Raw genomic sequence first — 12,868 nt, 5'->3', positions numbered from 1 at the left:
TCAACAATCCGTGGTGGCTAGAGCTCCCAGTCGTTGCTGCCGCCGCCGAAAAAGCCGTCTCCGCCGCCCCCGAGGAAGCCGTCTGCCCCGCCGCCGAGCAGGCCATCGAGCAGACCGCCACCCGAGAGGGCCTCGCCGCCCGCCGCCACCGAGTCCCCCAGGCCGGAGGCCGCCTCCTCGAGCCCACCGCCGACCTCCCCGAGCCCCTCGCCCAGCCCGTCGGCTGCACCGGCGACTCCGTCGCCCATGCCGGAGAAGCCCTCCAGCAGCGGGCCCGCGATCGCGCTGCCCATGAACCCGCCGGCCACACCAGCCAGGAGCCCGGCGCCGATCCCGCTCGCGGCACCGGCGGCCAGGCCACCGAATCCACGTCCTGCGTTGGGGGACCGGGTCGGGCCGCCACCGCCGAGGACCCGCTCCATGAACCCGGGGTGGGCCACCTCGGCGCGGGTAGCCGAGCGGGCCAGGTCACCGGGCAGGTTGGAGCGGGGCCGCTCGCCGGAGGGCAGTTCTTCCCCCAGCCCGGACTGGAGTGCATCGCGCTGTCGCGGTGTCAGGCGGGAGAAGGCCTCGGCGTGGGCGCGCTCCATGTCCTCCGGAGGGGCCGTGCGCAGCATGTACCGGTACCTGGCGATCGCCTCCGCGTCGGCGGGGGGCTGCGTGCCCCGCGCCGGGCCCGTTGCCTGCTGGCGTTCCCCGCGGTGGCTGCCCTGCGGCTCCGGTGCCCGGGGTGCGTCGGGACGCTGCCCCTGCCGCTCGGCCAGTTGGTCGCGAACATACTTGCCGGCCATCTGTTTGCTCCGGTTTACCAGCTGGTTGAACATGCCCATGGTGGTCCTCCTGTGAGTTGGTCGTGCCCTCGGGTGCGCGGCTCCCCTGCCTGTTCCACGTCTGGCCTGCCCAACTCCCGGTACCCTTGGGCGGTTCCGGGGTTGGCCGAGAGCGTAAAACTGCCGTTTTGGGCGCCATGTCCAGACTCCGTTCAGGTCGCGTTGCTAGCCTCGTCGGGATTCGAATACCTCAGGAGGTAGCACGTGAACAAGAAGAAGATGTTGGCCGCACTGGCATTGGTGGGGTCCCTTTCCGTGGTCACTGCGTGCGGCAGCGGTGGAAACGACGAGGCCGCCGGGTCCTCGCAGGCGCCCTCCTCGCAGGCCAGCGGCAGCGAGCAGGCTGCCGCGCCGTCGCCGGACCTGAAGGGTGTTCCGGATGTGGTGGCCACGGTCAATGGCCAGGACATCACCAAGGACGAATTCACCAGCGTCTACAAGAGCCAGTTCCAGCAGGCGGCGATGCAGGCGCAGATGTCCGGCCAGGACGTCTCCGACCAGACCGAACTGAAGAAGCAGGCCGTCGAGGGGATGGTCGGCTCCGAGCTGCTGGTGCAGCGCGCGGAGAAGACCGGCCTGACGGCCACCAAGGCCGACATGGACAAGGCCCTCGCCGCCGCGGCGAAAACCAACAAGATGGACTCCAAGGAGTTCCTGGCCGCGCTGAAGAAGCAGGGCATGGAGCGCAAGACCGTCGACGAGCAGCTCAAGAAGCAGGTCGAGGTCGAAGGTGTCATCAAGAAGGAGCTCGGCACCTTCACCGCCAGCGAGAAGGAGCTGAAGGCCGCCTACAAGCAGGCCAAGGAGGCCCAGGCCCAGCAGGGCGGCGCCAGTGGCGGTTCCGGAACGACCATGCCGAAGTACGAGGACGTGAAGCCGCAGCTCAAGAAGCAGGTCGAGCAGCAGAAGGAAAACCAGGCCACGGCAACCCTGGTCGAGAAGCTCAAGAAGGAAGGCGACGTCAAGGTCAACCTCTGACCGCTGAACGCCTTCGGGCCGGTGGTGCTGGCAGACTGGGGTCGTGGACACACAGATCCTGGTTTCCATCATCGCCGGCCTTTTGCTGGTCGTTTCCGTGGCCGGCACGGTGTACCCGGTGCTGCCCGGCAGCCTGCTGACGATCCTCACGCTGTTCGGATGGGCCTGGATCCTCGGCGGCCCGGCCGCGTGGACATGCGCGGGCATCGGCATGGCCCTGGCAGCGGTGGGATGGTCCGCCTCGGCGGTCCTGACGGGCCGCAGCATGAAACGCCAGCAGATCCCCGGTGGCACGATACTGGCCGCGGTGGGGGCGGGCATTGCCGGAATGTTCCTGATCCCCGTGGTGGGCCTCTTTGCCGGATTCGGTGTCGGGCTGCTGGTGGCGGAACTGGTTCGACGACGTGACCTCCCCGCGGCGCTGCGGGCCAGTATCGCGACGCTGAAAGCGACGGGCCTGGGCATCCTCATCGAGTTCGGTTGTGCGGCACTGGCCGGATCGGTGTGGACCATCGGGCTCATCTGGCACTTCGCCACCCGCTGATTCGGCGGCGGCGTGCGCCACACCCCCGTGTGAGATTGGCCGCTTAGTGGCCCCCGTCCTATGTTGTGGTCCGGGGGCGGACGTACCTTGGTTTCAAAGGAAAATTTTCACAAGGTGCGGCAGGGGCCGCCGGGAGGAGTGACGCCATGCGGGTCGCGCCAGCACGCCAGGGCTTCGGGATCTCGAAGGTCATGCATGTGGGCGAGGACATCCTGTTGGCGCGCCATGGCGACCGCATCGCCGAACTCCGGCAGAACCGCAAGCACGACATCACCATTGCCCGCCTGCACGGCGGCAGCACCGATTGGGCCGCGAACTCCCTGGTCGACATGAGCCCCCGGGTCACTGACTTCCCGGTCGCCCGCATCGGCCGGCTGACCGACGACTTCAAGGCCGACAGGCTCGGGATCAAGCGCGACGAGGCCCGTTTCCTGGCCAAAATCGGCGCCATCTGGGGCGGTGTCGTCCTGGCACTCACCGGCGGGATCCTCTGGCTGACGTATACCTCCGGGAACTCGGAGATGCTCCACGCGGTCATGGCCAACCCCGGCTACTAGGACGAGCCGGCCCGGCGCCGGATGCGGCGGATGAATCGGCGCCACGGTGCCTCCTCGGGCCAATGCAGGAAAACGGTATGGAATCCCCGCCGCAGACGCAGGAGCCCGCCACCGTCGGAGAACGGGCGCATCGAGATGGCGACCGCGACGGACGGGCAGAAGCGCAGCGTGTGCGCGACCCCGAGGTGGAAGGAGAGGTCCACGTCGTCGTGCACCAGCCAGTCATCCAGGTGCAGGCTCCCGCGGACCCCGCGCCATGCCCCCCGGCGAAAGGCCATGTTGGACCCGAACAGCGGCGTGTGCCCCAGGGCCAGCCCGGTCAAGGCAAAGTAGGGGACAAGGTAGGCCAGCAGCGCCGGCCAGCGCAGGAACGCCGGTCCGTCGTTGAACCGCGCCGGGCCGGTGATGGCGTCCAGATCCGGATCGGCCGCGAACGGCCGTGCCACGGCGGCGACCCACCCGGGGCCCGGGACGGAATCGGCGTCCAGGCGCGCGATGACCTCCCCGCTGGCCGCGTTGTAGCCCGCGGCGCTGGCGATGCCGATGCCGGCCCGTGGCTCCTCGACCACGCGTGCCCCGGCCGCCCGGGCGACCCCGGCACTGTCGTCGTGCGACGCGTTGTCCACCACGATGACCTCGTGGGCGGCGGGATCCTGCTGGCCAAGGGCAGCGAGGCACTGGCGCAGCTTTTCGGCGTCGTCCTTGACCGGAATGACCACGCTGACCGTGGGCAGCGTGGACCCCGGCCCCTGTGTCGCCGTCATGGCCGCGGTGCGCCGGAACGACCGGCAGCGGTTCGGGCCCCCGGGTGGCGTCCGGGCGACCGGCGCTGGGGGAACCAGACCAGGCCCGCGACCAGGGAACCGAATCCATCGGCCGCCAGATCGCCGATGGTGTCGTCGTATCCGACATGCACCCCGGGATCGATGTAGGTGTGCCCCGCCCACTCGAGCATTTCCCACACCGCCCCCGTTGCCAGGCCGAAGGCCACGGCCAGGGTGAGCAGCAGCGGTACGGCCCTGCGGTCGCCGGCTGCGGGGGCAACGCCGGCGCGTTGGGCCAGCGTGACGGCCAGCAGGGCCACGAGTCCTCCCAGCGTGGCGTGGATGAGCTTGTCCCAGCCGGGAACGGTTTCGTAGAGGTCCAGCACATTGCTCCACGCGGCGACCAGGGCCGTGGTCCCCGTGGCAATGTCCAGGGCGCTGGGGAAGGCCAGGGCCCGCGGGACCAGTGCGGCGAGCAGGGCCAGCATGAAGACGGCGAACTGGATCCACCCCCAGCCCAGCGCGGCCGCCACGACGCTGGCAGCCGCCAGGAGGCGCACGCCGTCGGCTACCCGGGCCGCGGGGGATTCCGGGCGCCGCAGGAAGGCCGGGATCAGGCGATCCATGGCCGGCTCCCCCCACGTTCATGGGCCGGTGCGTCCCAGGCCAGGACCGCGTTGACCGGTTCGTGGTCCGATGCGGCCCTGCCGCCGATGCGGACGGCGTTGACCGCCGCCGCGCTGACGGTTGCCGTTGGCGTCACGAGGATCCAATCCAGCCGTCGCCCCGTGGGCCGGGGCGGGCGGTACCTGGTGTAGGTCGCGGACTCGGCTCCTGCCCGGGGACCGGCCAGCGCGAGGACGTCCTGCAGCAGGCGGCCATCGGCGAGCCGGCGGTGCAATCCGGAGTGGGCGTCGTCGTTGAAATCGCCCATCACCACGGTGGGCCCGTCCAGGTCGCCGACCCGTCGCCGGAGCAGGTCCGCCGAGAGGGCGCGTGACCGGCGGCTCAGGTGGTCAAGCTGCACGGTCAGCACGTTGAAGCGGATGCCGGTCCGGAGATCCTCGAGGCGGGTCTGGATGACCAGGCGCGGCACCAGGTTGCCGAAGGAGCGCGAGCCCGGTTCGCCGGGACGCGCCGAGAGCCACCAGGTTTCGGCCGCGAGGAGCCGTAGCCGCCGCGTGTCATAGTGCACTTCGCACCGTTCGCCGCCGCCGGTGGCGGAGCGGCCGCTGCCCACGAGGGCATAATCGGGGCCGATCATGGACTGGATGTCCTCGGATTGGCCCGGCATCACTTCCTGCAAGCCCAGGATGCTGGGCCGCTCGGCGGCCAGCACGCGGTGGAACAGGGGCCGGCGGCCTGTCCACCGATCCGCCGCTGGGAGCCACCACCGCGGCATGCGGCGGCGGATGTTCCAGGTCATGAGGTGCAGCTCCGGGGCCCGGGCCTCTCCCACGAGCGGTCGCACGGTGGCGTCAGGATCGAACGACCTGAACGGCACGGACACGGCGACTCCAGGGGGGCGGCTAATACGGCGGATCAAGCGCCACGCTACCAGCCGGGCCCCGCCCGGGCACGGTGGGGTGCCATCGCCCGGACCGGTCAGCCGTCGGCAGCCAGCAATCCCCGCAGCAGGGCCTCCAGGCCATACTCGAACGCATCCTCGGCCGGATCCTGGACCGAGGCCTTCTGGCTGTGCACCGCCGCGGCGAACGCCGGGACCTCCCCGGCCAGGTGGCCCACCTCGAAGATGTCCTGGGGCGCCACCGCGTCGAGCGCCGAGCCGAAGATGAACGATTCCAACGCCACGATGGCCGGGATGACCCGTTCCCTCGCCCAGCCGGCCCGGGCGAAGCCGGCAGCCACCTCCTCGTACATCCGCAGCGTCCGGGGGGATCCCGAGACCGGCAGCACGGCAATGACCGGCACCAGCGGTGCATGCCGCGCGAAGACCTCCCGGTAGGACCACGCCCAGCGGCGCAGCGCCTCGTGGAGGGGGAGGCCGGAGAACCCGGAACAGTCGACGTCGTCCATGACCCGGTCCTGGACCAGCTGCAGCACGTCCTGTTTCGAGTCCACGTGGTTGTAGAGGGCCGAGGCGGAGACGCCCAAGGCCCTGGCCAGGGCGGACATGGTCAGCGCCTCGTAGCCGCGGTCGCCGACGAACCGCACCGCCGCAGCGGCGATCTTGGTGCGGTTGAGCAGTTCGCCGCGGGGCCGTCCGGCCTTTCGCCGGGGGGCGGGGGCCGCCGGCCCGGTGTCCGTCGCCGATCCCACCAGAAAACTCCTTGCCGTGTTCCACTTCACAAACCTGTGCTTTAGTCCTATCATCATTCTAGTAAATGAACTCTATTCATTTTATAATGCACGGACAGGAAGCAGAGACACCCATGGCAACGATCGACCGCGATGTCGTCATCATCGGCGCCGGACCCTCCGGACTCACCGCAGCCCACGCCCTCACCCAAGCCGGCCGGACGGTCGCCGTGCTCGAAGCACGCGACCGGGTGGGCGGACGCACCTGGACCGACGAGGTCGACGGCGCGACCCTGGAACTGGGGGGACAGTGGATCTCCCCGGACCAGACCGGACTGTACGAACTCATCGGGGAATTGGGCATCGGCACCTACCCCCGCTACCGCGACGGGGCAGGGGTCTTCATCGCCGCCGACGGAACCCGCACCGAGTACACGGGGGAGGATTTCCCGATCGGTGCGGAGGCGATTGCCGAGACGAACCGGATCATCGCCGAGATGGACCGGCTCGCTGCCGAGATCGATCCCGACGAGCCGTGGGCCCACCCCCGCGCCCGGGAGCTGGACACCGTTTCGTTCCACCACTGGTTGCGCGGCCAGTCGGATAACGAGGAGGCCTGCACGAACATCGGGCTGTTCATCGCCGGCGGCATGCTCACCAAGCCGGCCCACGCCTTCTCCGCACTCCAGGCCCTGCTCATGGCTGCATCGGCCGGCTCCTTTTCGAACCTCGTCGACGAGGACTTCATCCTGGACCGGCGCATCGTGGGCACCATGCAGGGCGTCTCGAAGGCGCTCGCCGAACGCCTGGGGGACGCGGTGCACCTGGACAACCCCGTCCTGCGGCTCGAATGGAACGAGGACGGTGTGGTCGCCCATGGCTCGACGGTCACCGTGACGGCGCGCAAGGCCATCCTGGCCGTACCGCCAAATCTGTATTCGCGCATCTCCTACGAGCCGCCAATGCCGCGCCGCCAGCACGTGACCCACCAGCACCAGTCCATGGGGCTGGTCATCAAGGTCCACGCCGTCTACGCGACGCCGTTCTGGCGCGACAAGGGGCTCTCCGGCACGGGGTTCAGCCCCTCCCGCAACGTCCAGGAGGTCTACGACAACACACTGCTCGATGACCCGCGCGGCACCCTGGTCGGCTTCGTCTCGGACGAGAAGGCCGACGCCCTCTACGCCCTCGGCGACCAGGCCCGCCGCGAGGCCATCCTGTCCGACCTGGCCGCCTTCCTCGGCGACGAGGCGCTGGCCCCCGAGGTGTACTTCGAATCCGATTTCGGCGCGGAGGAGTGGACGCGGGGGGCCTACGCCACCAGCTACGACCTGGGCGGACTGCACCGGTTCGGTCCCGACCAGCACCAGCCGGTCGGGCCCATCTACTTCAGTTCCTCCGACCTCGCCGGCGAGGGCTACCAGCATGTGGACGGCGCGGTGCGGATGGGCCAGCGGACCGCGGCCCGCATCGATGCCGCCCTCGGGGAGCGCTGAGGCATGCGCTACATCGTCGGGTATACCGCAGACGCCCGAGGCGCTGAGGCCATCAAGCTCGCGCTCGCCCTGGGCGGGGGGCTCACCGGAGGCGGGGAGGACACGCACCTGGACCTCGCCATGATCCTTCCCGAACACACCCCCTTCAGCGCCACCTACCCCGGAGGCGACCACGGCTACCGCAGCATCATCGCCGAGCAGGTCGATGCCTGGGCCGCCGAGGCGCTGGAACTGGTCCCCGCCGGGACCTCCGCACGGGCCGTGGTCCGCAGCGCCGCCTCGGAAGCCGAGGGGCTGGATGACCTGGCCCGGGAATCCGGTGCCGGGCTCATCGTCATCGGTGGCCGGCAGGGCAAACTCGCCGCGCGCATGGGCCCCGGCTCGGTCGCCACCGCACTGCTGCACTCCGCATCCACCCCGGTAGCCATGGCGCCCGTCGGCGACGGCGGGGCCATCCCCCACGGCCTGGAGCGCGTCACCGCCTTCGTGGGCACCCGCCCCGGCGCCCTCGCCGTGGTCGAAACGGCTGCCGTGGCCGCCCGGCGCCGGGATGCCCGGCTGCGCATTGTTTCGCTGCTGGGCCAGGATGGCGGCGATGATGCCCAGCTGTCCGCTCGGCGCACCGAGCTGCAGGACCACGTGGCAACCGTGGTGGGCGAGGCAGGGATCCACGCCGAAACCGTGGTGGCCGAGGGCCGGAACATCGAAGAAGCCGTGCAGGCGCTGCCCTGGCAGCGCGACGAGGTGGCGGTCGTCGGCTCCAGCCGCCTGGCCCACCGCCGACGCCTGTTCCTGGGCGCCACCGCGCAGCGCATGCTGCGCACCCTGACCGTCCCGCTGGTCGTCGTCCCGCGCGACCACCAGCCGCCGGCCCCCACCGGGGCGTAGGAGAGCATCATGACGCAGATCGAATCCGGGGACCCCCAGGGGCGCCTCGCCGTGGACACGACCGGGGGCCTGGGGGAGAAGGGGCTCAGCAAGGGGGCCGTGGGGGTGCTCGGCGCCGTCGTCATCGGCGTGTCCTGCATTGCCCCGGCCTACACGCTCACCGCAGCCCTCGGCCCGACCGTCGCCGAGGTCGGCACGCATTTGCCGGCCATCTTCATCGCCGGGTTCATCCCGATGCTCCTGGTCGCGTTGGGCTACCGGGAACTGAACACCGCGATGCCCGACTCCGGGACCTCGTTCACCTGGGCCACCCGGGCCTTTGGACCGTGGATCGGGTGGATGGGCGGCTGGGGGCTGATCGCCGCAACCATCATCGTCTTGTCGAACCTGGCCGCCGTGGCCGTGGACTTCTTCTACCTGATGCTGGCCCAGGTCACCGGCCGGCCCGAGCTGGCGGAGCTGACCAACGTGCTGTGGCTGAACATCGCCACGACCCTGGTGTTCATTGCGGGGGCGTGCTGGATCTCCTACCGGGGGATCGAGACCACCAAATCGTTCCAGTACGTGCTCGTCGCCTTCCAGGTCCTGGTGCTGGGCTGGTTCGCGATTGCGGCGTTCTCCCACGTGGCCAACGGGTCCGCCTTCGACGCGACCCCCATCAGCTGGGAGTGGTTCAACCCCTTCGGCGTCGGTTCGCTGACCGGTTTTGCGGCCGGGGTCTCGTTGTCCATCTTCATTTTCTGGGGCTGGGACGTCACCCTGACCATGAACGAGGAGACCAAGGACCCGGACAAGGTCCCGGGCCGGGCCGCCACGTTGACCGTGCTGGCCATCATGGCCATCTACATGGTCGTCTCGCTCTCGGTCATCTCCTTCGCGGGCGTTGGCGACACCGGCCTGGGTGCCGGCAACCCCGAGAACCAGGAATCGATTTTCGCCGCCCTCGCCGGACCGGTGATGGGGCCCTTCGCGATCCTGATGTCGCTGGCCATCCTTTCCTCCTCCGCCGCGTCGCTGCAGTCCACCTTCGTCTCCCCGGCGCGGACGATCCTGGCCATGGGCTACTACAAGGCCCTGCCCCCGGGCTACGGCAAGGTCTCGCCGCGCTTCAAGTCCCCGTCGACAGCGACCATCACCGCCGGAGTTGCCGCTGCCGTCTTCTACGTCATCACCCGGACGCTGTCGGAGAACGCCCTGTGGGACACCATCACCGCGCTGGGCATGATGATCTGCTTCTACTACGGCGTCACGGCACTGGCCTGCGTCTGGTATTTCCGCCGCGAGCTGTTCGCCAGCGCCCGCGCCGTGGTCTTCAAGCTGCTGGCCCCGCTGGTGGGCGGGGTCATCCTCCTGGTCATGTTCGTCAAGACCGCGGTGGACTCGATGGACCCCGGCTATGGCTCGGGCAGCAACATCGGCGGGCTCGGCATGGTCTTCATCCTGGGTGTCTCGGTCCTGCTCCTCGGGGTCGCCGTGATGTTCTACATGCGCTGGCGGCACCCCGCCTACTTCGTCGGCAGGACGTTGACGCGGAGGAAGTAGCGGCAGTGCCGTGGGCTGGTGGCGCTAGTGTTCGCGGATGCTCTGGTAGTCATCCAGTGCACGACGGCGCGATGCCGCCACATCCTCCACCGGCTCGGGGTACCCCGGCAGCAGCGCGTCGGGGACCCAGTGGTTGACGTACGTTCCGCCGACGTCGAACCGCCGTGCCTGGGTGTTCGGGTTGAAGATCCGGAAGAACGGCGAGGCGTCGGCACCGGAGCCGGCCACCCACTGCCAGTTCGCCGGGTTGGACGCCTCGTCCGCGTCGACCAGCGTCTCCCAGAACCACTGCTCGCCGACCTGCCAGTGCACCCCCATGTTCTTGGCCAGGAAGCTGGCGACCAGCATCCTGACCCGGTTGTGCATCCACCCCGTTTCCCACAATTCGCGCATTCCGGCGTCGACCATCGGGATGCCGGTGGAACCGGACTTCCATGCGTCGACCGGGTCCTGTGTGGCGGCGGCTTCCGCTGCCGGGGCCGGTGACCCTTCCCGCAGGCACGGCGGAGTCTCGGCACCGGGACTGTCCGGCCACCGCCAGGGGAAGCCGTCGAAGGCGGGGCGGAGGTTCCGCGTAGCCAACTGCGGGTGGTGGTACAGCAGGTGCCAGCAGAATTCCCGCCATCCCAGCTGGCGCAGGTAGGCCATCGCGCCCCCTGACACGGGCCCGGGTCGCGATGAGAGGGCGTGCCAGAGCTGGAAGGGGCTGATATGGCCCCACCGCAGGTACGGCGACAGCCGGCTTGTTCCGGTGATGCCGGGGAAATCGTGGCCTTCCGCATAGTCCTGGAGCGGGCCGTCGGCGAAATCCTCGACGGCCGACAAGGCCGCTGCCTCGCCCACGGTCCAGTGCCGGGCCAGCTTGTCCGGCCACCGGGCCGAGGCCGGCACCAGGTTCCAGTCCTCCAGCTCGTCGCCGGAGACGGCCTCTCGCCCGCTCCCGGCATGGTGGCCTGCGCACTGAGGGGCGTCCAGCGGCTGGCGGAAGTCGTGCTCCCTCAGCCGGTTCCAAAACGGGGTGAACACCCGGTAGTGGTGGCCTTGCCCGGTCTGGATGGTCCACGGTTCGTGCAGCAAGGAGCCCTGGAAGCTCTCGGCGTGGACGCCGCAGCCCCGCAGGTCCTCCTTGATGCGGGCATCCACGGCGCGTTCGGCCGAACCGTAGCGGCGGTTCCAGTACACGCCCGTCGGCTCCACGTCGCGGACCAGGCCGGCCATGACCTGGTCCGCGGGGCCGCGGCGCAGCACCAGCTCGATCCCCGTCTCCGCGAGGGCCGTGCGCAGCCCGGCGAGCGCCTGGTGCAGCCACCAGCGCGCCGCCGCCCCATGGGGCCGGATGCCTTCGGACTCCTCGTCGAGTATGTACAGGGCGACGGGCGAGCCGTCCTGGACGGCTGCCGTCAGGGCGGGGTTGTCGGCGAGGCGCAGGTCGTCGCGGAACCACATGATGGAGGTCATCGGATCACCACGTACCAGATCAGGAGCAGGGTCACCGCGAAACCGGTCACGTAGTTCAACCAGAGGAAGCGCCGCCATCCGCGGTTGGCGGCGCCGGAACCGGCGTCGTCCACGCCCAGGAAGGGCAGGACATTGGCCAGGTAGGGAAGGGCCAGGAGTCCGGCCAACGGGCCGGGCCAGGCGGTGCCGAGCATGAGCAGGCCGGCGGCGGCATAGGCCACCACTGCCGCGAGGACCGTTGCCCGGGCGCCGAGCACCGTGCCCACGGAGCCCAGGCCCGTCTCGCGGTCCGGCACGATGTCCTGCACGGCGCCGAAGGCGTGGCTGGCCATGCCCCACAGGAAGTAGGCGGCCACCAGGCACCACAGCCCGCCGGTGAACTCGGCGCCGCCTAGGAGCAGGCCGTAGACGGCCGGGGAGACGAAGTGCGTGCTGGAGGTCATCGAATCCAGGAACGACCGTTCCTTGAATCGCAGCCGGGGGGCGCTGTAGGCCAGGACGGCGGCCAGGGACAGGAGCAGCACCAGGTTGGCCGCCACGCCGCCCTGGGTCGCCAGGACGACGGCGAAGGGCACGGTGGTCAGGGCGGAGGCCCAGAGGATGCCCCGATGCCGCGAACGGTCGACGACGGCGCCCTCGGCACCACCCTTGCGCGGATTGCGGAGGTCTGATTCGTAGTCGAACACGTCGTTGATCCCGTACATGGCCAGGTTGTAGGGGATGAGGAAGAACAGTGTCCCGACCACCAGCACCCAGGAAATGCCGCCCGTGGAGATCAGGTAGGCGGCGGCGAAGGGGTAGGCCGTGTTGACCCAGGACACGGGCCGTGAGGTGAGCAGCAGGTCGATCATGGATCCTTCCTGTCGGGGGATGCCCGGGTGGTCCGGACGGTGAGCAACAGCCAGGCCGAGGGCAGCAGGATGGCCGCGCCGACGGGGTAGGCGAAGTCGCCCACCGGTGCGAGACCCACGAGCAGGCCCTCCAAGGTTTCTGTGGAGTAGGTGAACAACCCTGCCCCGATCATGACATTGTCGAAGATGGCCGTGAGCACCAACAGGGAGCCCAGGGTGATGCCCACGGCACCGAGGACCCGGTGGTGGATTCGCCCGCGCAGGGCCGCGGCCCCGAAGGCCAGCAGGGCCAGGGCCAGGAAGGCGCCATTCACGGCTGCGTAGGCGTTCACTGGCCCCGGACCTTGCCGGTGGGCACGGGCCCGGCCTCGCCGGGCACCGGTCGCCGGTGGCGGGCGTGGCGCAGCCAGGACAGGGACCCGGTAAAGAGCACCATGGCCTGGTAGACCAGGAACAGCAGGAAGACCGGTTCCTCCAGCGGCAGCTCGGGGCCGAGCATGATTCCGGTCATCAACGGCGACTCGCGATGCAGGAAGAGGCCGGAGGAGATGGCCGAGAGGTCCCAGGCGAGGAAGTAGCCGAGCCCCAGCACCGTGACGAGGGCCGCGGGCACGGGCCGTGCCCAGAAGAAGAGCCGGAACCGTGCGTCGAGTAGTGCCATGCAGCCCAGCAGGAGCAGCAGCAGGAGCAGGTAGAGCATG

The 12,868-nt window shown here is 69.8% G+C and carries 15 protein-coding genes; 6 read left to right on the top strand and 9 right to left on the bottom strand.

Annotated elements, in window-relative coordinates:
* Positions 1-17 precede the first annotated feature (17 nt).
* Positions 18-830: a hypothetical protein gene (locus ACN0TP_RS08215; protein ID WP_417218361.1), complete on the bottom strand. Its 813-nt coding sequence runs from the start codon at positions 828-830 to the stop codon at positions 18-20.
* A gap of 204 nt (positions 831-1,034) precedes the next feature.
* Here ACN0TP_RS08215 and ACN0TP_RS08210 point away from each other — a divergent pair, with 204 nt between their 5' ends.
* The 3 genes from ACN0TP_RS08210 (at position 1,035) to ACN0TP_RS08200 (ending at position 2,909) form a co-directional block, all read left to right on the top strand.
* Positions 1,035-1,808: a SurA N-terminal domain-containing protein gene (locus ACN0TP_RS08210; RefSeq protein WP_417218360.1), complete on the top strand. Its 774-nt coding sequence runs from the start codon at positions 1,035-1,037 to the stop codon at positions 1,806-1,808.
* Between the two features lie 43 nt (positions 1,809-1,851).
* Positions 1,852-2,352, top strand: coding sequence for a DUF456 domain-containing protein (locus ACN0TP_RS08205; RefSeq protein ID WP_417218359.1), 501 nt, complete (start codon positions 1,852-1,854; stop codon positions 2,350-2,352).
* A 146-nt stretch (positions 2,353-2,498) separates the two neighbouring features.
* On the top strand, positions 2,499-2,909 hold the full coding sequence (locus ACN0TP_RS08200; protein WP_417218358.1) for a hypothetical protein: 411 nt from the start codon (positions 2,499-2,501) through the stop codon (positions 2,907-2,909).
* Here ACN0TP_RS08200 and ACN0TP_RS08195 read toward each other — a convergent pair.
* From ACN0TP_RS08195 to ACN0TP_RS08180, 4 genes are all read right to left on the bottom strand, one after another.
* Positions 2,906-3,673 carry a glycosyltransferase gene (locus ACN0TP_RS08195; protein WP_417218357.1) on the bottom strand — a complete coding sequence of 256 codons (768 nt, stop codon included), beginning with the start codon at positions 3,671-3,673 and terminating at the stop codon, positions 2,906-2,908. The genes ACN0TP_RS08200 and ACN0TP_RS08195 overlap by 4 nt on opposite strands.
* Positions 3,670-4,299, bottom strand: a complete 630-nt coding sequence (locus tag ACN0TP_RS08190) for a hypothetical protein (RefSeq protein WP_417218356.1) — start codon at positions 4,297-4,299, stop codon at positions 3,670-3,672. The genes ACN0TP_RS08195 and ACN0TP_RS08190 overlap by 4 nt, the downstream gene beginning before the upstream one ends.
* Positions 4,287-5,183, bottom strand: coding sequence for an endonuclease/exonuclease/phosphatase family protein (locus ACN0TP_RS08185; RefSeq protein WP_417218355.1), 897 nt, complete (start codon positions 5,181-5,183; stop codon positions 4,287-4,289). The genes ACN0TP_RS08190 and ACN0TP_RS08185 overlap by 13 nt, the downstream gene beginning before the upstream one ends.
* A 95-nt stretch (positions 5,184-5,278) precedes the next feature.
* Entirely contained in the window at positions 5,279-5,953 is a 675-nt protein-coding gene (locus ACN0TP_RS08180; RefSeq protein WP_417218354.1) for a TetR/AcrR family transcriptional regulator, read from the bottom strand.
* A gap of 113 nt (positions 5,954-6,066) precedes the next feature.
* On the opposite strand from ACN0TP_RS08180, the gene ACN0TP_RS08175 reads away from it, so the two are divergent.
* From ACN0TP_RS08175 to ACN0TP_RS08165, 3 genes are read left to right on the top strand one after another with little or no spacing between them, the layout of a single operon-like run.
* Positions 6,067-7,428, top strand: coding sequence for a flavin monoamine oxidase family protein (locus tag ACN0TP_RS08175; RefSeq protein ID WP_417218353.1), 1,362 nt, complete (start codon positions 6,067-6,069; stop codon positions 7,426-7,428).
* Between the two features lie 3 nt (positions 7,429-7,431).
* Positions 7,432-8,316 (top strand): universal stress protein, encoded by an 885-nt coding sequence (locus ACN0TP_RS08170; RefSeq protein ID WP_417218352.1) that lies wholly within the window; start codon positions 7,432-7,434, stop codon positions 8,314-8,316.
* 9 nt (positions 8,317-8,325) lie between these two features.
* Positions 8,326-9,858 (top strand): APC family permease, encoded by a 1,533-nt coding sequence (locus ACN0TP_RS08165; protein WP_417218351.1) that lies wholly within the window; start codon positions 8,326-8,328, stop codon positions 9,856-9,858.
* Between the two features lie 24 nt (positions 9,859-9,882).
* Here the strand turns inward: ACN0TP_RS08165 and ACN0TP_RS08160 are convergent, their stop codons facing one another.
* Genes ACN0TP_RS08160 through ACN0TP_RS08145 form a run of 4 tightly spaced genes read right to left on the bottom strand, consistent with a single transcriptional unit; the run spans position 9,883 to position 12,867 of the window.
* Positions 9,883-11,316 (bottom strand): cryptochrome/photolyase family protein, encoded by a 1,434-nt coding sequence (locus ACN0TP_RS08160; RefSeq protein WP_417218350.1) that lies wholly within the window; start codon positions 11,314-11,316, stop codon positions 9,883-9,885.
* A complete protein-coding gene (locus ACN0TP_RS08155) occupies positions 11,313-12,167 on the bottom strand; it encodes a prenyltransferase (RefSeq protein ID WP_417218349.1) in 855 nt (284 codons plus the stop codon). The genes ACN0TP_RS08160 and ACN0TP_RS08155 overlap by 4 nt, the downstream gene beginning before the upstream one ends.
* On the bottom strand, positions 12,164-12,499 hold the full coding sequence (locus ACN0TP_RS08150) for a hypothetical protein (protein WP_417218348.1): 336 nt from the start codon (positions 12,497-12,499) through the stop codon (positions 12,164-12,166). The genes ACN0TP_RS08155 and ACN0TP_RS08150 overlap by 4 nt, the downstream gene beginning before the upstream one ends.
* Positions 12,496-12,867 (bottom strand): lycopene cyclase domain-containing protein, encoded by a 372-nt coding sequence (locus tag ACN0TP_RS08145; protein ID WP_417218347.1) that lies wholly within the window; start codon positions 12,865-12,867, stop codon positions 12,496-12,498. Before ACN0TP_RS08145 ends, ACN0TP_RS08150 begins: the two co-directional genes overlap by 4 nt.
* Position 12,868 lies beyond the last annotated feature (1 nt).

Origin of the sequence: Arthrobacter sp. (assembly GCF_048266065.1) — a bacterium.
Taxonomy (GTDB): Bacteria; Actinomycetota; Actinomycetes; order Actinomycetales; family Micrococcaceae; genus Arthrobacter_H.
The sequence above is the reverse complement of the archived record's forward strand: the minus strand, read 5'-3'. Positions and strand labels throughout refer to the sequence as shown.